Raw genomic sequence first — 20,840 nt, 5'->3', positions numbered from 1 at the left:
TTAATATGTCTCATTGTCATAGTGATTTCAAAGCAGTATTTAATTATATGAAAATAGGCTCATGGTTTAGTGTGATAATACAAAGTTATTAAAGTATTTGTATAATTGTGTAGTGATATAGTTCGAAAGTTGTACCATATGAGAATGCTTTTTGTAATCAATCTATGATTATAGTCAATTTTTACGATTAAATTCTTAGCATACTAAAAAAGAAATGTATGAATTTTCTATAAAGATGCTTTATTCATATTTAAAATGAATTTGCTTTGCTATAATATATAAAGTAATAGTATTTAAAAGAGGGGTGCCTAAGTGAAGACAGGTCGCATCATAAAATCAATTAGTGGCGTTTATCGTGTAGATGTAGATGGAGAACTATATGATACAAAGCCGCGTGGATTATTTAGGAAAAATAAATTTTCGCCTATTGTTGGTGATGTCGTAGATTTTGAAGTGGAGAATGTAACTGAAGGCTATATTCACCACGTTCATGATAGAAAGAATGAATTGAAGAGGCCACCTGTAAGTAATATTGATCATCTCATTATTGTTATGAGTGCGGTGGAGCCCGATTTTTCAACACAATTATTAGATCGATTTTTAGTTATTGCACATTCATATCATTTGCGTCCGCGTATTTTAGTAACGAAAAAGGATTTAACTACTGACACTATTGCGAGTCAGATTAAACAGAATCTAGCTATTTACGAAGCAATAGGTTATAAAACACAATTTATAGGTGTTAACGACGATGTTAATGATGTGTTTCAAGCATGGGGTTCAGGATTAGCTGTGTTAAGTGGACAATCTGGAGTTGGAAAATCGACATTACTCAATCATTATTTTCCAGAATTAGAATTAGAGACACAACATATATCTAAATCACTGAATCGAGGAAGACATACAACGCGACATGTTGAATTATATGAAAGGTCAAATGGCTTTATAGCTGATACCCCTGGATTTAGTGCATTGGATTTTGATCATATACAAAAAGACGAAGTAAAACATTATTTCTTAGAGATAAATGAATTCGGTGAACAGTGCAAATTTAGAAATTGTAATCATATCAAGGAACCGAAATGTCAGGTAAAATCCGAAGTTGAATTGGGTAATATTGCACAATTTAGATATGATCATTATGTACAACTATTCAATGAGATAGCAAATAGAAAGGAAAGATACTAGTGGCAAAATTATATCCATCTTTATTATCAACAGATTTTTTAAATTTACAACAAGAATTAAAGGATTTAGAAGCAGCAGGCGTCGATGGTGTACATTTCGATGTTATGGATGGGCGATTTGTACCAAATATATCGATTGGTCTTCCTATTTTGGATGCGGTCAGAAAAGGGACAAAATTACCTATTGATGTGCATTTAATGATAGAGGAACCTGAGAAATATGTTGATTTATTTGCACAACATGGTGCAGACATGATTTCTGTACATGTAGAAGCAACGCCGCATATTCATAGAGTGATTGAACAAATCAAATCGCAAAATATAAAGGCAGGTGTGGTATTAAACCCTGGCACACCTGTAGATGCAATATTGCCAGTTATTAGAATGGTAGATTATGTCTTAGTGATGACTGTAAATCCTGGGTTTGGAGGACAAAGCTTTATCAGTGATAGCATCGAAAAATTAGATCAATTAACTTCTATTAAAGATAGAATGGAACTCGATTTTGATATAGAAGTAGATGGTGGTATAAATAATGAAACCGTTAAAAATGTAATTGAACATGGCGCAACGATGCTAGTTGCTGGCTCTTATTTCTTTAAACAAGATGATTATAAACAAGTTACTAAATTGTTGAAAGGTTGATAAAGATGAAAGTCAACTTGCTTTGTGGGGATAGAAATTTACCAATTGATATTTTAAAGAGAAAGTCTAATGAGCGATGGATAGGGATAGATCGTGGAACATTAGTATTAATTGAACATAAGATCACACCACAATTTGCGGTAGGAGACTTTGATTCTATAAATGAGGATGAACGTGCTTTGATTGAACGGCAAATCACACTTAATCCGTTGAATCCGGAAAAGGATGATACGGATTTAGCATTGGGTGTGGAACAAGCAATAGCCTATGGTTATAGGGAAATTGAAATATATGGTGCCACGGGTGGCAGATTAGATCATTTTTTAGGTGCAATCCAAATTTTAGAAAAGCCTGAATTTGAAATGCAAGACTTAACAATAGCGTTAATTGATGACTGCAATGAGATTCGCTATTTGTCGGCGGGGCAACATTTTGTAAAGCGCAATCCAACGTTACCATATATCTCATTTGTACCAACAACAGTACCAACTGAAATTTCACTAACTCATTTCAAATATAATTTAGATCATGAAACTTTGTTAAAGGGCTCTACATTAACGATTTCTAATGAAATAGCTGATGATTTTGGAAAGATTGAGATTTTTAAAGGCAATGTATTAGTGATTCGTAGTAGAGATAAGTCATAACTTTACAATAAAATAAATAAAAAAAGACCAATCCTCCACATAAGGACTGGTCTTTTTCGTGCATTATATTTATTAAACTCTAGTTACTTTACCAGATTTTAAAGCACGTGCAGAAACCCAAACTTTTTTAGGTTTTCCGTCTACAAGAATTCTAACTTTTTGAAGGTTAGCATTCCATCTTCTTTTAGAAGAATTTAAAGCGTGTGAACGATTGTTTCCAGTTGAAGCTTTACGACCTGTTACGAAACATTGTTTGCCCATGAAAGTACCTCCTTTAATAAATATAAATACACGTATCTACTACATACTCAAATAATGTACCATAGATATTTTTATATAGCAATATTTTCATGAAAAAAATTACTGTTTTATAACAGTAATGCTTTTGTTAAAATCAATTTATGCTATAATTGTACAATGTGGATAAATATAATAAATTATCATCAGAAGCAAATTAAATATGATTTAATAACAAATTACTAGGAGGCCTATAAAGATGACATTAGAGATCACGAATGATTATGGTAGTATAGACATTTCAAATGAGGTAATAGCTTCGGTCGTAGGCAGTAAAGCAGTAGAATGTTATGGGATTGTAGGCATGGCTTCTAGACAACAAGTTAGAGATGGCATAGCAGAAATTTTAGGATACGATAATTATGCAAAGGGAATTATTGTTAAGGAAGAAAATGGTTTAGTAAATATAGATATGTATATCATTGTGAGTTTCGGAACAAAAATCTCTGAAGTCGCAAGCAATTTACAATCAACAATAAAATATACAGTAGAACAAACATTAAAAGTAAAAGTAAACTCAATTAATATATTTGTACAAGGTGTACGAGTGAATAATGGCGTGAAAAACTAGGAGGATAACGTACAATGGTTAGCGAAATTAATGGTAAATTATTTGCTGAAATGATAATTCAAGGAGCGCAAAATTTATCAAATCATGCGGATTTAGTTGATTCATTAAATGTTTACCCAGTACCAGACGGTGATACAGGGACGAATATGAATTTAACAATGACATCAGGTAGAGAAGCAGTAGAGCAAAATTTATCTCAACATATAGGAGAATTAGGTAAAACTTTTTCTAAAGGATTACTTATGGGGGCAAGAGGTAATTCTGGTGTTATTTTATCTCAGATTTTCAGAGGATTTTGTAAACAGCTAGAAGACTTAGAAGTGATTAATGCACAACAATTAGCAGATAGCTTTCAAGCAGGGGTAGATACTGCATATAAAGCGATATTAAAGCCAGTTGAAGGCACAATCTTGACAGTGGCAAGAGATGCAGGAGCAGCAGCTCAAGCAAAAGTTACAGAAACAACGGATTGTATAGAATTATTGTCATTTATCGTAGCAGAAGCCGAAAAATCTTTGGAAAATACACCGAATCTATTACCTGTACTTAAAGAAGTAGGTGTAGTAGATAGTGGTGGTAAAGGTTTAGTACTTGTTTATGAAGGCTTTTTAAGTGCATTAAAAGGCGAAACAATAGATGCACAAGTTACAAAATTAGATAAAGACACATTAGTCAATGAAGCACATGATTTTCATGGTGTAATTAATACAGAGGATATTGAATTCGGCTATTGTACAGAAATGATGGTACGCTTTGGTAAAGATAAAAAAGCATTCGATGAACAACAATTTAGAAATGACATGAGTGCATTTGGAGATTCTTTACTCGTAATTAATGATGATGAAATTGTTAAGGTTCATGTACACACTGAAAAACCTGGTGATGTATTCAATTACGGTCAACAATATGGTGAATTGATAAAGCTTAAAGTGGAAAATATGCGTGAACAACATCGAGAAGTTGTTAAAAAAGAAGAGAGCAATTCATCAAACAACACTGCATCACATGAAGTCGAAACGGCAGTGATTACCATCTCAATGGGTGATGGTATTTCTGAGTTATTTAAATCAATGGGCGCAACGCATGTTATAAGTGGTGGTCAAACGATGAATCCATCAACAGAGGACATTGTTAAAGTAATTGAACAATCTAAATGTAAACGTGCAATTATATTACCAAATAATAAAAATATAATGATGGCGAGCGAACAAGCAGCTAGCATTGTAGATGCTGAAGCGGTAGTCGTACCAAGTAAATCGATACCTCAAGGTATTGCGGCTTTATTCAATTATGATGAAGCAGATTCATTGTCAGATAATAAAGCGCGTATGAACGAAACACTTAGTGTGGTATCATCGGGTGCAATTACATATGCTGTACGTGATACAAAAATAGACGGCATTGAAATTAAGAAAGATGAATTTATGGGCTTGATTGAGGATAAAATTGTAACTAGCAACCCAGTGTTAATTGATGCAGCGCAAAGTTTATTAGAAACGATGATTGCTGAAGATAGTGAAATTGTCACACTTATAGTTGGTGCGGAGGCGAATCAATCAGAAACAGAAGCGATTGTATCATGGGTAGAAGCAAATTATGAAGATGTTGAACTTGATGTTCATCAAGGAGATCAACCCGTTTATCCATATTTATTTTCGGTAGAATAGTGAAGGTAGACTATTAAAAAGTAAGGTACATAATATACGTAGTTAGATGTATTAATCTAATTGCGTATATTTTTATGTGTTAGCATATTGATTGCAAAAGTAAATTCCATTATTATTAACTATTGGCTTTGCTTATAAGTGCACAATTAATTGTGCGCTATAATATGCTTTAGTTTTTAAGTGATTATTACAACCGGAATTGGTTTATAAACGATTAGTAAGTTGTTATAATAATAGCAACGTTCAAAAATGTAAGCGCAACACATTAGAAACATTAAAAATAAGAGTGGGGTATAAATTATGAAGTATAAAACAGTCTTTGATATTATCGGTCCTACAATGGTCGGCCCATCTTCTTCTCATACAGCAGGCGCGGTTAGAATCGGACTTGTAGCGCGTGATTTATTTAATTATCTACCTAAGCAAGTAGATATCTATTTATATGGTTCATTTATGGAAACATATAGAGGCCATGGTACAGATGTAGCATTAGTCGGTGGTTTGCTTGGCTATGATACAGATGATGATAGAATACGGACAAGTTTAGAAACGGCTGAAGAAATGGGTGTCAAGGTTAACTTTATTGAGATGGCTGAAGAAAGATCGCATCCAAATACGGCGATTATTAATATGAGAGATAGTGAAAAGGAAATTTCGGTTGAAGGTGTCTCAATAGGTGGAGGTAAAATTGAAGTTGTAGCTATCAATGGATTTAACATTGCTATTAGCGGTAATTATCCTGCATTGTTAGTATTCCATAAGGATACTTTTGGAACAATCGGACGTGTAGCAAATATCTTAGGAGATTCAAGTATTAATGTTGGTAGTATGCAAGTTTCAAGAAAAGAAAAAGGAGACCAAGCATTAATGACTTGCGAGTTAGATGATGCGATTAACGATGAAATAATAGAAAAAATTAAAAACGTCGATGGTGTAGTGACGGTTTCACTCATGGGAGACGCATGATGGAGGTTATTACATGTTTAAAAGTGTGGAAGAATTAATTGCATTATGTGAATCACAAAATAAAAAAATTCACGAAATTATGTTAGAGCAAGAGATGGAAGTTACAGGATTATCAGAAGCAGAAATATATGCTCATATGGATAAAAATTTACAAACAATGGAAAATGCCTTAGAAGAAGGACTAAAAGGTGTAACCTCTACAACAGGATTAACTGGTGGAGATGCAGTCTTATTACAAGAGTACATTAAATCAGGTAAGTCATTGGCAGGGCCAACGTTATTAGATGCTGTAAGTAAAGCAGTTGCAACTAACGAAGTTAACGCAGCTATGGGGAAAATTTGTGCAACGCCTACTGCAGGTTCTGCGGGAGTTGTACCAGGTGTATTATTTGGTTTAAAACCTCGTCTAGAACCTAGTAGAAAGGATATGTTAAATTTCTTATTAACTTCTGGTGCATTCGGCTTTGTCGTAGCTAATAATGCATCCATTTCAGGGGCTGCTGGTGGTTGTCAAGCTGAAGTAGGTTCTGCAGCTGCAATGGCGGCTGGTGCAACAGTTGAATTAGCAGGTGGAACGCCACAACAATCTGCCGAAGCCTTTGCAATTTGTTTGAAAAATATGCTAGGTTTAGTATGTGATCCAGTTGCAGGTTTAGTTGAAGTGCCATGTGTAAAAAGAAATGCCGCTGGCGCTTCAAATGCAATCGTGTCTGCCGATATGGCATTAGCTGGCGTGACTTCAAGAATACCTACGGATGAAGTTATTGAAGCAATGTATAAGATTGGCCAAACGATGCCATCTGCTCTGCGTGAAACTGGAAGAGGAGGTCTAGCAGGTACACCTACAGGCCAACGATTAAAACAAGAAATATTTGGTGATTAAAATGTCGAAAATCAACTTAATAGATAGTCCTTTCCCTTTAGCACAGATAAAGGGTTTAGGACCTAAACGTTTGGCTGTACTAAATGAATTGAATATTTATACGGTAGAAGATTTAGTATTATATTTACCGACACGCTATGATGATAATACTGTAATAGATTTAAATCAGGCGGAAGATCAGGCGACAGTGACAGTAGTGGGTGAAGTTTATTCAACGCCTACTGTCGCTTTTTTTGGTAGAAATAAATCTAAATTGACTGTGCATATTATGGTAAATCATATTGCGGTTAAGTGTACTTTTTTTAATCAACCGTATTTAAAGAAAAAAATAGAATTGCACGGTATGGTTACAGTAAAAGGTAAATGGAACCGTAGTAAACAAGAAATCAATGGAATGCGGATGTTTTTTACTCAAAGTAGTGAATCAGAGACTCAATTTGAACCGGTATATCGAATAAAAGAAGGTATCAAACAGAAACCTTTAAGAGAAATGATTCGACAGGTTTTGGGTGAAGTTACAATTCATGAGTGGCTATCAGATGAGTTAAGGGCAAAATATAAATTAGAAACATTAAATGATACATTACATGCGTTGCATTTTGCTCCTGATAAACAATCATTGCTTAAAGCAAGGCGTACATATGCCTTTACTGAGTTATTTATGTTTGAATTGAGAATGCAGTGGTTGAATCGAATTGAAAAAACATCAGATGAAGCAATCGAAGTAGATTATGATATTGAATTAGTCAAACAATTCATTAAAGATTTACCATTTGAATTAACGGATGCTCAGAAAAATAGTGTGAATGAAATTTTCAGAGACTTAAAGGCACCATTACGCATGCACCGTTTACTACAAGGAGACGTTGGATCAGGTAAAACAGTGGTTGCAGCTATTTGTATGTATGCTTTAAAAACAGCGGGTTATCAGTCTGCATTGATGGTGCCAACTGAAATTTTAGCAGAACAACACGCTGAAAGTTTAGTTGAAATATTTGGTGATCGCATGAATGTAGCACTGCTTACTGGATCGGTAAAGGGGAAAAAAAGAAAACTACTTTTAGAACAACTTGAAAATAATGAAATCGATTGTATTATAGGGACACATGCATTAATACAGGATGATGTTATATTTCATAATATTGGTTTGGTAATTACGGATGAACAACATCGCTTTGGTGTGAATCAGCGACAATTATTAAGAGAAAAGGGTGCGATGACTAATGTACTCTTTATGACTGCCACACCAATACCTAGAACATTGGCAATATCTGTCTTTGGAGAAATGGATGTATCCTCAATAAAGCAGTTACCAAAAGGAAGAAAGCCAATTATTACCTCATGGTCTAAGCATGAAGCGTATGACAGTGTGTTAAATCAAATGACAGCTGAATTAAGAAAAGGGCGACAAGCCTATGTCATTTGTCCTTTGATTGAAAGTTCTGAGCATTTAGAAGACGTACAAAACGTAGTAGCACTATATGAATCATTAGAACAATATTATGGTGAAGGAAAAGTAGGGCTCTTACATGGTAAGTTATCATCTGATGATAAGGATGAAGTGATGCAACGATTTAGTAATCATGAGATTGATATTTTAGTATCAACTACTGTTGTCGAAGTAGGAGTCAATGTACCCAATGCTACGTTTATGATGATCTATGATGCTGATCGTTTTGGGTTGTCTACATTACATCAGTTGCGTGGTCGTGTTGGTAGAAGTGAACATCAAAGTTATTGTGTGTTAATTGCTTCTCCGAAAACTGAAACAGGAATTGAAAGAATGAATATCATGACTCAAACGACAGATGGCTTTGAATTGAGTGAGAGAGACCTAGAAATGCGTGGTCCTGGTGATTTCTTTGGTGTAAAGCAAAGTGGACTGCCTGATTTCCTCGTAGCCAATGTAGTTGAAGATTATAAAATGCTTGAAGTTGCAAGGGATGAAGCTGCTGAGTTAATCCAATCTGGTGCGTTCTTTGAACCGCAATATGAGCGATTAAGGACATTTATTCAAGATAATCTATTATATATGAGCTTTGACTAGTAGTGATTTAGTATGTAATGGATATGCTAAACATGTGCTTAATCGAAATTATGATGTGAATAAATAAGTGCAATAGAGGAATATAAATATAGCCACGCCCAAAGATTAATTCAATCTTTGGGCGTGGCATTTTTAAATTAGAAAATATGTTTCAAATTGTCAGTTACTAGTCTGTAACGCCTACATCATTCCAAGCTTTTTCAATTGCTTGTGTTTCAGTACTATTATCACCATATAATTGATTTGCAGCCGCTTTTAATGAGGCTTTTGCATCAGTGAATTGTGATTTAGGTGTTAGGTATTGTGTTAATGCTAAATAGTAAATTTGTTCTGCTTTTGATTTGCCAATTGATTTTATAGTTAGATAAGCAGCTTTATTAGGGATACCACTATTGATATGTACGCCGCCTTCATCGTCTGTGCCTTTATAATAATCAGCCATATTAGCAGGTTGATTATATTTCTCTGGATTTGATAGACTACGTAATCCGTCGCCATCTTTACCTGGTGTATACACATCTTCTCCCATCAACCAATTATCAGGATCATTGAAATAGCCAAAGACATCTGAGAATGATTCATTTAAAGCTCCAGGTTGGTCATGATATTCAAGTGCTGCAGTATTTTCAGTTACTGCGTGTGTTAATTCATGAGCTACTACATCTTTAGCACCTGATAGAGGTGCAAATTGTTTGCCATCTCCATCACCATAAACCATATATTGACCAGTCCATGCGGCATTATTATATTGCTTTCCATAATGTACTACAGAATCAATTTTTTTATTATTATTATCTAAACTTTTGCGATTAAACTTGTCTAAGTAATAGTGATAGACTGAATTAGCGTAATAATGTGCATCGACACCAGCTTTTTGATTATCTTTATTGAAATTAGTTGAACCATTGATAATTGGTAATGATAATGATTCAGTACTATTTGCTGAACGCGTTTCGATTTCAGTATCTTGAGATGTATCGTGTAAGGTATATTTACCTAGTGTGTTTGTAATATTTAAAGGTGATTTCACATCGCCATTTACGCCTGTACCTTTACCTGTAGCACTAGCATGTTCGATTAAGTTTTGTTTTCGAATTACGTCACCTGTATTTGCGTCAATTTGGACTTTCCAATGTGCAAGTTTAGGGTGTATGTAGTTAATCTCAACATCGTAAACAAGTTTTTTCTTATCACTATTAATATCAAGTTTATTATCACTAATAACAGGATATCCTTTAATATTACTAATTTTATTTTTATCGATCCCTAAGGCTGAGAGAGCTTTATCTTCTGCATCGTTTTTAGATAATTGAACTTTATTCGTTGTTTCGATTTTTGGCTTATCTAAATTACCATTAATTAAAGTAACTTTATTATCGTTATTTACATGTACTTTAATTCGGCTATCAGACGCTGTTACGTTGTCTTTATTTGGTTCTAGCGTATAGTGTGTTGAACCTGATTGATCAGCTTCTTTCTTGACGACATGATACTGATCAAATGCAGAACGAACATAACTCTCGTCTTTAGCTTTCGTTTTATTCTGAATTAATTTTTGTGCATTATCTTGCAGTAATTTTTCAATATCTTGGTTGCTTGTAACGTTTATATCATCTAGATGCTTTAATTGACTTTCAGTTATCGTTTGCCTTGCTGATGTCTCTTTAGCGTCAACGGTATTACTTAACAATGCAATCGTTGCACTCGATGCCAATGTTGCGAGTAAAAATTTTTTCATTTAAATACCTCCGAAATTATTAAAAAGCAAATTAATATTTTATTTATGAATTGCTTATCATTATGCAATTAATATTAGTTAAAATCAATAACTATTTTAAAAATAATTAAAGATTAATAAATTTGTAATTTTTCTATTGTTAAAAATGGCTATATCATTTAGAAAAAAATATTAAGTTACTAAATTTATTTACTTGCTACTTTACTAAAAAAGTAATTGTGAAAAATAATTAAAGATAATAATGATATTTGTTGAGTAGAACAAATAGAAAGTGTTATGATATGTGAGGAATGTTTAAGACTTGGTACTAAAAAGTAGGGGTTGAGCAAAATGAAGTTAAAAAAACAAGAACGACGCGAAGCTATAAAAAAAGAAATAGAAAAAAATCCCTTTATTACTGATTTGGATTTGAGTACGTTGTTTTCAGTGAGTATTCAAACAATCAGGTTGGACCGTACATACTTGAATATTCCGGAATTGCGAAAGAGAATCAAGACAGTTGCTAGGAAAAATCACGACCGTATCCGTTCAATCGACGGCAGTGAAATTATTGGGGACGTCATTAATGTCCAACCAAATCGTGAAGCAACTTCTATTATTGATATTGACGAGGATTCAGTATTTACCAGAAACCAAATTGCACGTGGTCATGTATTATTTGCACAAGCAAATTCGCTTTGTGTGGCACTTATACATAAATCAAGTGTGTTGACGAAAGAAAGTAATGTAGAATTTTTAAAAACAGTAAAATTAAATGATACAGTACGTGCAGAAGCACACGTAATTGAAAGTACAAGTAAGTACTTTATAATACAAGTAAATTCATATGTAAAAGATGCATTGGTATTTAAGGGTACATTTAAAATGTATTATATAAGTGAGGATGAGCAAGATGGTTAAATTAGCTATTGATATGATGGGTGGAGATGATGCACCACAAATCGTTTTAGATGCCGTAAAAAAAGCGGTAAATGATTTTAGTGATTTAGAAATCATTTTATTCGGTGATGAAGCTCAGTGTACAATTCAACATGAAAGAGTTGAAGTGAGACATTGTACAGAAGAAATTACTATGGAAGATGAGCCAGTACGCGCAATCAAACGTAAAAAAGATAGTTCAATGGTAAAAATGGCAGAAGCTGTTAAATCAGGTGAAGCAGAAGGGTGCGTATCTGCAGGTAACACTGGTGCGCTCATGTCTGCAGGTTTGTTTATTGTTGGGCGAATTAAAGGTGTAGAACGACCAGCATTGGTAGTAACATTACCTACAATTTCAGGTAAAGGATTTGTGTTTATGGATGTTGGTGCGAATGCGGAAGCTAAACCAGAGCATTTATTACAATATGCACAATTAGGACATATCTATGCGCAAAAGATTCGTGGCATTGAACATCCTTCAGTTGGATTGTTAAATATTGGAACTGAAGCTGCAAAAGGTAATAGTTTAACAAAAAAAGCTTACGGATTGATGGCTGAGCAACAAGTATTTAAGTTTGCGGGAAATGTAGAAGCGAAAGGCTTAATGCAAGATGTAGCAGACGTAGTAGTAACTGATGGTTATACAGGTAACATGATTCTTAAAAATCTCGAAGGTGTTGCTAAATCTATAGGAAAAATGTTTAAATCTACATTGTTAAGTAGTTTTAAAAATAAAATGGCTGCTTTAATTTTACGTAAAGATTTAAATCAGTTAATGACTAAAATGGACTATGCAGAATATGGTGGTTCGGTCTTGTTAGGTTTAAATGGTACAGTCGTAAAAGCACATGGTAGTTCTAGTGCAAAGGCATTTTATTCTGCTATCAAACAAGCAAAAATTGCTGGTGAACAACGAATTGTTCAAACAATGAAAGAAACGGTAGGTGCAGAAAATGAGTAAAACAGCTATAATTTTTCCGGGTCAAGGATCACAAAAGGTCGGAATGGCAAGTGATTTATACAATGAGAACGAAGCGGCAACTGCAATATTAAATGAAGCACAATCTGCTGTGGATTTTGACTTATTAGAAACAATGTTTACAGATTCAGATGAGAAACTGGGTCAAACTGAAAATACACAACCTGCATTATTAACACATAGTTCAGCTTTGCTGAGTGCTTTGGAAAATATTGATGCAGACTATACAATGGGTCATAGTTTAGGCGAATATGTGAGTTTAGTTGCAAGCGGCGTATTAAAATTTGAAGATGCTGTGAAAATTGTGCGCAAACGTGGTCAATTGATGGCAGCAGCCTTTCCAGATGGTGTTGGTAGTATGGCAGCTGTGCTTGGTTTAGATTTTGATGAAGTAAACGCAATTTGTAAAGATTTGTCAACAGCTGATGAAGTTATTGAACCTGCTAATATCAATTCGCCAGGTCAAATTGTGGTTTCAGGTCATAAAACGTTAATTGATCAATTAGTAGCAGAAGGGAAATCTAGAGGTGCGAAACGTGTATTACCTCTAGCAGTTTCTGGGCCATTTCATTCTTCAATGATGCAAGTGATTGAAGATGACTTTGCACAATATGTAGATCAATTTGAATGGCACGATGCACAGTTTCCAGTGGTTCAAAATGTACATGCACAAGGAGAAACTGATGCTAATATCATTAAAGCCAATATGATTAAACAATTATATTCTCCAGTTCAATTTATTGAATCGACTGAATGGTTGATTGCACAAGGCGTTGATCATTTTATAGAAATCGGACCGGGTAAAGTATTATCAGGTTTAATAAAAAAAATAAACAGAGATGTAAAAGTAACTTCAATTCAAACATTAGAAGACGTAAAAGGGTGGAATGAAAATGACTAAAAGCGCATTAGTAACAGGAGCATCAAGAGGTATAGGTCGAAGTATTGCACTACAATTGGCTGATGAAGGATACAATGTAGCCGTGAACTATGCGGGCAGTAAAGACAAAGCTGACGCAGTAGTCGAAGAAATTAAAGCAAAAGGTGTAGACAGTTTTGCGATACAAGCCAACGTTGCCAATGGTGATGAAGTTAAAGCAATGATTAAAGAAGTTGTAAGTCAATTTGGCTCAGTGGACGTACTAGTCAACAATGCTGGTATTACACGTGACAACTTACTTATGAGAATGAAGGAACAAGAATGGGACGACGTTATTGATACAAATTTAAAAGGTGTATTTAACTGTATTCAAAAGGTAACACCACAAATGCTTAGACAAAGAAGTGGTGCCATTATCAACTTATCAAGTGTGGTAGGTGCCGTTGGTAATCCAGGTCAAACAAATTACGTAGCAACAAAAGCTGGCGTTATTGGTATGACGAAATCTGTTGCCCGCGAACTAGCTTCTAGAAGTATCACAGTAAACGCAGTTGCACCAGGTTTCATTGTTTCTGATATGACGGATGCATTAAGTGATGAGCTTAAAGAGCAAATGTTAGATCAAATTCCATTAGCACGTTTTGGTGAAGATAAAGATATTGCCAATACTGTTGCGTTCTTAGCTTCAGATAAGGCAAAATACATCACAGGCCAAACAATTCATGTTAATGGTGGCATGTTTATGGAATAAAACCATTGAATTGTCAATGGTTGAAATAAAAGGCCGATTTATAAAAATGTTATAAAAAAGTTGTAATTTTAATTACACTTTTGCATGATGATTGTGAATTAACTTGTAAATTTATTCACTTCCCATTTGGAGCGTTGAAATACTACTTGTATTTCAATCGATAAAATGGGAAAATAAAAAAGTCTATAAGTAAACTTTTAGAAGGAGGTGAATCGACGTGGAAAACTTTGACAAAGTAAAAGATATCATCGTTGACCGATTAGGAGTTGACGCTGAAAAGGTAACTGAAGAAGCATCTTTCAAAGATGATTTAGGCGCTGACTCACTTGATATCGCTGAATTAGTTATGGAATTAGAAGACGAGTTTGGTACTGAAATTCCTGATGAAGAAGCTGAAAAAATCAACACTGTTGGTGATGCAGTTAAATTTATTAATAGCATTGAAAAATAATAAACACATATCTGAGTCGTTATAAGATACGGCTCAGATTTTTTATTGTTAAAAAAGTACAACGATTGTTATTTTTAGAGAATATCAATGTAAAATACCCGACGTGTTGTTGGCTGTTTTACTATCGTTTTTTTAAAACAGTTTTCTCTTTAGTTTTATGTACAAATCACGTAAAATGTAAGGGTATATAATAGATTAGCTCTAAATCTGAGGAGGAAAGAGATTGACCAATTATAAAAAAAAGGAAATGGTTCAAGCATTCCAAACGAGGTTTGCTGAAAAAATGCAAGAATTAGATTTGAATTTTAATCAAATTGATTTATATCAACAAGCATTTTCTCACTCTAGTTTTATAAATGATTTTAATATGAATCGTTTAGATCACAATGAAAGATTAGAATTTTTAGGAGATGCGGTATTAGAATTGACGGTTTCACGTTATTTGTTCGATAAATACCCAGAATTGCCAGAAGGTAATTTAACAAAGATGCGTGCAACAATTGTTTGTGAGCCCTCACTTGTAATATTTGCGAAAAAAATTCACTTAAATGATTTAATTCTATTAGGTAAAGGTGAAGAAAAAACGGGTGGTCGTACGAGACCGTCGCTCGTGTCTGATGCTTTCGAAGCTTTTGTAGGTGCGTTATATCTAGATCAAGGTTTGCCATCTGTATGGAAATTTGCAGAAAAGACAATCTTCCCGTTTGTTGAAGATGATGAACTTGAAGGCGTGGTAGACTTTAAAACACAATTTCAAGAGTATGTACATCGTCAAAATAAGGGTGATGTAACTTATAGATTAATAAATGAAGAGGGTCCAGCACATCACCGCTTATTTACTTCAGAAGTAATCCTAGAAGGAACAGCAGTAGCTGAAGGTAAAGGTAAAACCAAAAAGGAATCAGAACAAAAAGCAGCAGAACGTGCTTATAAATCATTAAAGAATAAAGTTAAATAGCTTTGTTATTAAAGCAGTTTGGAATAATCAATACATTGTTTATTTAATCAATGCAATGTAATTTTTTAAGGAGAATAGCATGGTATATTTGAAATCAATAGATGCTGTTGGGTTTAAGTCGTTTGCTGAACACACAAACGTACAATTTGATGAGGGTGTTACAGCGATAGTAGGGCCTAACGGTAGTGGGAAAAGTAATATAACCGATGCGATTAAGTGGGTGCTAGGAGAGCAATCTGCAAAGTCGTTACGCGGGGCGAAGATGGAAGATATCATTTTCTCAGGAGCTGAACATCGAAAGGCTCAAAATTATGCGGAAGTAAAATTGAAGCTTGATAATAGTGCTGGTAAATTACAAATTGATGCCACAGATGTTGTAGTTACGCGCAGATTGTACCGCAGTGGTGAAAGTGAATATTATTTGAATAATGACCGCGCTAGATTAAAGGATATTACGGATTTATTTTTAGACTCAGGATTAGGAAAAGAAGCGTTTAGTATTATCTCACAAGGTAGAGTGGATGAAATATTAAATGCTAAGCCAGTAGATAGAAGGCAAATATTAGAAGAGTCTGCTGGTGTATTAAAATATAAAAAGCGTAAAGCAGCTTCGATGCAGAAACTAAATCAAACTGAAGACAATTTATCTAGAGTGGAAGATATTTTATATGATTTAGAAGGTAGAGTTGAACCATTAAGAGAAGAAGCGGCGATAGCTAAAGAATATAAGCATCTTTCTCAAGAAATGGAACGTAGTGATGTTCTTGTAACGGTGCATGATATTGCAAACTATAATAAAAATATTCATGAATTAGATGACAATTTAAATCAACTTAAAAGTCAACAAGAAGCAAAAGATGCTGAAAAAGTACAACATACTAATGCTTTAAATAAATTTAAATCTGAAAGACAGCAGCTTGATGATACAGTGGAGTCACTAAATTATCAATTAGTTAAAGCGACAGAAGATGTTGAAAAGTATTCTGGCCAACTCAATTTACTTGAAGAACGCAAAAAAAATCAATCAGAAACGAATGCTCGTTTTGAAGAAGAACAAGCAAGTTTAGAAAGTCAGAAAGAACAACTAGAAGCAGAACAACATGAGGCCAAGACACAACTGAGTCAATTGAAAGCGCAACAAAAGGAATTAAACGAGACGATACAATTATTAGAATCACAATTATACGTATCTGATGAACAACATGATGAAAAACTAGAACAAATTAAAGACGAATATTATCAATTGATGTCTGAACAATCAGATGTAAACAATGATATTCGATTTTTAGAACATACAATTCAAGAAAATGAATCTAAACAATCTAGGTTAGATTCAAGATTAATTGAAGCATTTGAACAATTAAAGTCGATACAAGCAGAAATAAATGCAGTAGAAGAACAATATAAAGGTGCGCAAAAGGAATTAAAGGAATTAGAAACTGAATCTGCTCAATGTGAACGTAAATTGACGCAACTGAAACAACAACAAACAACATATGAAGACAAATTACATCAAGCATATCGCTATAATGAAAAATTAAAATCTCGAATTGATAGTTTGGCAACACAACAAGAAGATTATAGTTACTTTTTCAATGGTGTAAAACATATTTTAAAAGCGAAGAAGGACAAACTTTCTGGTATTCATGGTGCGGTTGCGGAAGTAGTACAAGTACCATCTGATTTAACTAAGGCAATTGAAACAGCATTAGGTGCATCATTACAACATGTTATTGTAGAAACTGAAAAGGATGGACGACAAGCAATTCAATATTTAAAGCAACATGGACTGGGTCGTGCGACTTTCTTGCCGTTAAATGTCATTCAACCGAGACAACTTAGCCAAGAAATTTTATCTGCAGCACAAAAAGCTGAAGGATTTGTCAATATAGCATCTCAAGCAGTATCAACTAGTGATGCTTATCAAAATGTTGTCCAGAATTTACTTGGCAATACAATTATTGTTAAAGAATTGAAACATGCAAATGATTTAGCAAGAACAATTCGTTATCGTACGAGAATTGTGACATTAGATGGAGATATTGTTAATCCAGGTGGTTCTATGACTGGTGGCGGTGATCGTAAGACTAAAAGTATCCTATCTCAAAAGGATGAACTTGCTACAATGCGCGCACAACTTGAAGATTATCAACGTCAAACTGTTGAATTTGAGCAACAATATCAAGCAATTAAAGATGACTCAGATAAACACAGTGAGCGATATTTTGATATAGGTCAACAATATAATACTGTTAAACAAAAAGTTCATAGTTATGAATTAGAATTGGATAGACTACGTAAAAATGAAGCGCATTTAAAAGATGAACATGAGGAATTTCAATTTGAGAAAAACGATGGTTATCAAAGTGAGACGAGTAAGCAAACCTTAAATGATAAAAAACAGCGTTTGCAAGAAATCAAAGATTTATTAGGTAAACTAGAAAATGATATAAATGTTTTTACAAAACTTTCCAAAGAAGGAAAGGAAAGCTCAAATCAAATACAACAACAATTACATCAAAAGAAATCAGATTTAGCCGTTGTCAAAGAGCGTTTAAACACGCAAAAGCAAACGGATGCTAAATTAAAACAACAACTACAACAAGTTTCAGAGCAACAACAACGTTTAGACGAACAAATCGAATTGTTCAATTCAGATGAAGTTACAGGTGAAACGGCATTTAACAATATTCAAACAAAAATTACAGACAGTAAAGAAACCAAAGCACAATTAACTGAACAACTTGAAACATTAAAGCAAAAACGTTTGGAGTTAAATGAAACGATTGAAACAACTGATCAAAAATTGAGTGAAGCAAACCAAGATATTTTATCGATAGAAAACAGGTATCAAGATATTAAATCTGAACAGTCACGTTTAGATGTCCTAATTAATCATGCGATTGATCATTTAAGCGAAACATACCATTTAACTTATGAACGTGCGAGTGAACTATATGAATTAGATGATGATATTGAAGCGCTTCGTAAAAAGGTGAAACTAACTAAAATGTCAATTGAGGAACTTGGACCAGTCAATTTAAATGCAATTGAACAATTTGAAGAAATAAACTCTAGATATACCTTCTTAAACGAGCAACGTACAGATTTAAGAGCAGCTAAAACGACACTAGAACAAATAATAGAAGAGATGGACCAGGAAGTTAAAGACCGCTTTAAAGAAACATTCCATGCAGTACAAGGTTATTTTGCTGAGGTCTTCAAGTCATTATTTGGTGGCGGCCAAGCAGAATTGCGTCTGACAGATGATGATTATTTAACTGCAGGTGTAGATATAATCGTACAGCCCCCTGGTAAAAAATTACAACATCTCTCGTTACTTAGTGGTGGAGAACGTGCTCTAAGTGCAATTGCCTTATTATTCGCTATCTTACAAGTACGCTCAGCGCCATTTGTAATATTAGATGAAGTAGAAGCAGCTTTGGATGAGGCAAACGTTATTCGCTATGCGCAATATTTGAAAGACTTATCAGATCAAACACAGTTTATAGTTATAACGCATAGAAAAGGAACGATGGAATATTCAGATTGCTTATATGGTGTTACAATGCAAGAATCAGGTGTTTCTAAATTGGTAAGCGTGAATTTAAATACGATAGATAAAGTCATGGAGGAGGAACAAGCATGAGCTTTTTCAAACGATTAAAGGATAAATTTTCGGGTTCAAGTGAAGAACCAAAGCAACAAGAAGAATTAGAACAATTAGAATCAGACGGACAGCCTCAAGAAGATTCAGAGGTTGCTGAACAAGTTGAGCAAAAGGAAAAGAAGAAACCGAAAAAGTTAAAAGAAGCAGACTTTGATGAAGATGGTTTGATTTCGATTGAAGACTTTGAAGAAATAGAAGCACAGCAATTAGGTGCTAAGTTTAGAGCTGGTTTAGAAAAATCTCGTGAAAATTTCCAAGCACAACTTAACAACTTAATCGCGCGTTACCGTAAAGTAGATGAAGACTTCTTTGAAGCATTAGAAGAAATGTTAATTACGGCAGATGTCGGATTTAATACTGTAATGCAATTAGTTGAAGAATTACGCGATGAAGCAAAGCGTAGAAATATCACTGAAACTGAAGATTTACGTGAAGTTATCGTTGAAAAAATTGTTGAAATTTATCATCAAGACGATGAACATTCAGAAGTCATGAATCTAGAAGATGGTAGATTGAATGTCATCTTAATGGTTGGTGTCAATGGTGTTGGTAAAACAACAACAATTGGTAAATTAGCACATCGATATCAAGCTGAAGGTAAAAAGGTAATGCTAGCCGCAGGTGATACGTTTAGAGCAGGTGCAATAGAGCAACTTAAGGTTTGGGGAGAGCGTGTTGGTGTAGAAGTGACGAGCCAAAGTGAAGGTTCAGATCCTGCTGCAGTGATGTATGATGCAATTAATGCAGCCAAAAGTAAGGGTGTCGATATCTTAATCTGTGATACAGCTGGACGTTTACAAAATAAATCCAACCTAATGAATGAGCTTGAAAAAGTTAAACGTGTCATTGGTCGTGCAGTACCTGATGCTCCTCATGAAGTCTTGTTGTGCTTAGATGCAACGACAGGTCAAAACGCACTTTCACAAGCTAAATCATTCAAAGAAGTTACAAACGTGACAGGTATTGTGCTAACGAAACTTGACGGAACTGCTAAAGGTGGTATTGTCTTAGCGATTAGAAATGAGCTCCACATACCTGTTAAATATGTTGGATTAGGTGAAAAATTAGATGATTTACAACCATTTAACCCAGAAAGTTATGTTTACGGTTTATTTGCAGATATGATTGAACAAAATGTAGAAGTGTCTGAAGATGGGGATAGTGAGTTGACGTCTGATCAACTTAACACTGGTTCAGTAGAAGGTCGATCAGATGAGCCAAAATAATGATTTAATTAAAACGATTAGAATGAATTACTTGTTTGATTTTTATCAAGCACTATTAACAAAGAAGCAACGCAATTATCTCGAATTATTTTATTTGCAAGATTATTCGTTGAGTGAAATTGCTGATACGTTTGATGTGAGTCGACAAGCAGTGTATGATAATATTAGAAGAACTGGCGACCTAGTTGAAGATTATGAGACAAAGTTAGGTTTATATAAAAATTTTGAATTAAGACAAGAAATATATGAACAGATGAAATTAAATGTAAATGATTCTGAGAAGATTAAACAATATATACAAGCTTTGGAAGATTTAGAATAAGCATAAATTAATATAAAGCAAAAAGGAGGGTATTTGA

At 34.1% G+C, this 20,840-nt stretch carries 19 protein-coding genes; 17 read left to right on the top strand and 2 right to left on the bottom strand.

The genetic code is table 11. From position 1 onward, the window contains the following. Positions 1–312: 312 nt before the first annotated feature. The 3 genes from rsgA to SH09_RS06900 are packed head-to-tail and all read left to right on the top strand — an operon-like array spanning position 313 to position 2,479. Entirely contained in the window at positions 313–1,188 is an 876-nt protein-coding gene (gene rsgA, locus SH09_RS06910) for a ribosome small subunit-dependent GTPase A (RefSeq protein WP_042738894.1), read from the top strand. Beyond that, positions 1,188–1,832: a ribulose-phosphate 3-epimerase gene (gene rpe / locus SH09_RS06905; protein ID WP_042738893.1), complete on the top strand. Its 645-nt coding sequence runs from the start codon at positions 1,188–1,190 to the stop codon at positions 1,830–1,832. Before rsgA ends, rpe begins: the two co-directional genes overlap by 1 nt. Positions 1,833–1,837: 5 nt before the next feature. Beyond that, entirely contained in the window at positions 1,838–2,479 is a 642-nt protein-coding gene (locus SH09_RS06900) for a thiamine diphosphokinase (protein ID WP_042738892.1), read from the top strand. Between the two features lie 72 nt (positions 2,480–2,551). Here the strand turns inward: SH09_RS06900 and rpmB are convergent, their stop codons facing one another. Then, positions 2,552–2,740 carry a 50S ribosomal protein L28 gene (gene rpmB, locus SH09_RS06895; protein WP_002483503.1) on the bottom strand — a complete coding sequence of 63 codons (189 nt, stop codon included), beginning with the start codon at positions 2,738–2,740 and terminating at the stop codon, positions 2,552–2,554. Positions 2,741–2,975: 235 nt separating this feature from the next. Between rpmB and SH09_RS06890 the strand changes: the two genes are divergently transcribed. The 5 genes from SH09_RS06890 (at position 2,976) to recG (ending at position 8,910) form a co-directional block, all read left to right on the top strand. Then, entirely contained in the window at positions 2,976–3,347 is a 372-nt protein-coding gene (locus tag SH09_RS06890; RefSeq protein WP_042738891.1) for an Asp23/Gls24 family envelope stress response protein, read from the top strand. A 14-nt stretch (positions 3,348–3,361) separates the two neighbouring features. Next, the gene (fakA, locus tag SH09_RS06885) at positions 3,362–5,014 is read left to right on the top strand and encodes a fatty acid kinase catalytic subunit FakA (RefSeq protein ID WP_042738890.1); all 1,653 of its coding nucleotides are present in this window, start codon (positions 3,362–3,364) and stop codon (positions 5,012–5,014) included. A gap of 300 nt (positions 5,015–5,314) precedes the next feature. Beyond that, positions 5,315–5,980, top strand: a complete 666-nt coding sequence (gene sdaAB, locus SH09_RS06880) for an L-serine ammonia-lyase, iron-sulfur-dependent subunit beta (protein WP_042738889.1) — start codon at positions 5,315–5,317, stop codon at positions 5,978–5,980. 13 nt (positions 5,981–5,993) lie between these two features. Continuing rightward, complete coding sequence (gene sdaAA, locus SH09_RS06875; protein ID WP_042738888.1) at positions 5,994–6,863, top strand: L-serine ammonia-lyase, iron-sulfur-dependent, subunit alpha; 870 nt, start codon at positions 5,994–5,996, stop codon at positions 6,861–6,863. 1 nt (position 6,864) lies between these two features. Further along, positions 6,865–8,910: an ATP-dependent DNA helicase RecG gene (gene recG / locus SH09_RS06870; protein WP_042738887.1), complete on the top strand. Its 2,046-nt coding sequence runs from the start codon at positions 6,865–6,867 to the stop codon at positions 8,908–8,910. A gap of 166 nt (positions 8,911–9,076) precedes the next feature. Here recG and SH09_RS06865 read toward each other — a convergent pair whose 3' ends face one another. Further along, positions 9,077–10,648: a M4 family metallopeptidase gene (locus tag SH09_RS06865; RefSeq protein ID WP_042738886.1), complete on the bottom strand. Its 1,572-nt coding sequence runs from the start codon at positions 10,646–10,648 to the stop codon at positions 9,077–9,079. A 330-nt stretch (positions 10,649–10,978) separates the two neighbouring features. Here SH09_RS06865 and fapR point away from each other — a divergent pair, with 330 nt between their 5' ends. From fapR to SH09_RS06820, 9 genes are all read left to right on the top strand, one after another. Continuing rightward, entirely contained in the window at positions 10,979–11,548 is a 570-nt protein-coding gene (fapR, locus tag SH09_RS06860; RefSeq protein ID WP_042738885.1) for a transcription factor FapR, read from the top strand. Further along, positions 11,541–12,527: a phosphate acyltransferase PlsX gene (gene plsX / locus SH09_RS06855; protein ID WP_042738884.1), complete on the top strand. Its 987-nt coding sequence runs from the start codon at positions 11,541–11,543 to the stop codon at positions 12,525–12,527. The genes fapR and plsX overlap by 8 nt, the downstream gene beginning before the upstream one ends. Beyond that, positions 12,520–13,446 (top strand): ACP S-malonyltransferase, encoded by a 927-nt coding sequence (fabD, locus tag SH09_RS06850; RefSeq protein WP_042738883.1) that lies wholly within the window; start codon positions 12,520–12,522, stop codon positions 13,444–13,446. The genes plsX and fabD overlap by 8 nt, the downstream gene beginning before the upstream one ends. Continuing rightward, positions 13,439–14,176, top strand: a complete 738-nt coding sequence (fabG, locus tag SH09_RS06845) for a 3-oxoacyl-[acyl-carrier-protein] reductase (protein WP_042738882.1) — start codon at positions 13,439–13,441, stop codon at positions 14,174–14,176. The genes fabD and fabG overlap by 8 nt, the downstream gene beginning before the upstream one ends. A gap of 217 nt (positions 14,177–14,393) precedes the next feature. Further along, positions 14,394–14,627 carry an acyl carrier protein gene (locus SH09_RS06840; protein WP_042738881.1) on the top strand — a complete coding sequence of 78 codons (234 nt, stop codon included), beginning with the start codon at positions 14,394–14,396 and terminating at the stop codon, positions 14,625–14,627. Positions 14,628–14,874: 247 nt separating this feature from the next. Beyond that, entirely contained in the window at positions 14,875–15,585 is a 711-nt protein-coding gene (gene rnc / locus SH09_RS06835; RefSeq protein WP_119627757.1) for a ribonuclease III, read from the top strand. Between the two features lie 79 nt (positions 15,586–15,664). Continuing rightward, positions 15,665–19,234, top strand: a complete 3,570-nt coding sequence (gene smc / locus SH09_RS06830) for a chromosome segregation protein SMC (protein WP_042738879.1) — start codon at positions 15,665–15,667, stop codon at positions 19,232–19,234. Continuing rightward, positions 19,231–20,481: a signal recognition particle-docking protein FtsY gene (gene ftsY / locus SH09_RS06825; protein WP_042738878.1), complete on the top strand. Its 1,251-nt coding sequence runs from the start codon at positions 19,231–19,233 to the stop codon at positions 20,479–20,481. The genes smc and ftsY overlap by 4 nt, the downstream gene beginning before the upstream one ends. Continuing rightward, positions 20,468–20,803, top strand: coding sequence for a putative DNA-binding protein (locus tag SH09_RS06820; RefSeq protein ID WP_042738877.1), 336 nt, complete (start codon positions 20,468–20,470; stop codon positions 20,801–20,803). The genes ftsY and SH09_RS06820 overlap by 14 nt, the downstream gene beginning before the upstream one ends. Positions 20,804–20,840 lie beyond the last annotated feature (37 nt).

The organism is Staphylococcus gallinarum (assembly GCF_000875895.1).
Taxonomy (GTDB): Bacteria; Bacillota; Bacilli; order Staphylococcales; family Staphylococcaceae; genus Staphylococcus; species Staphylococcus gallinarum.
This window is presented reverse-complemented; position numbering and strand designations above follow the sequence as displayed.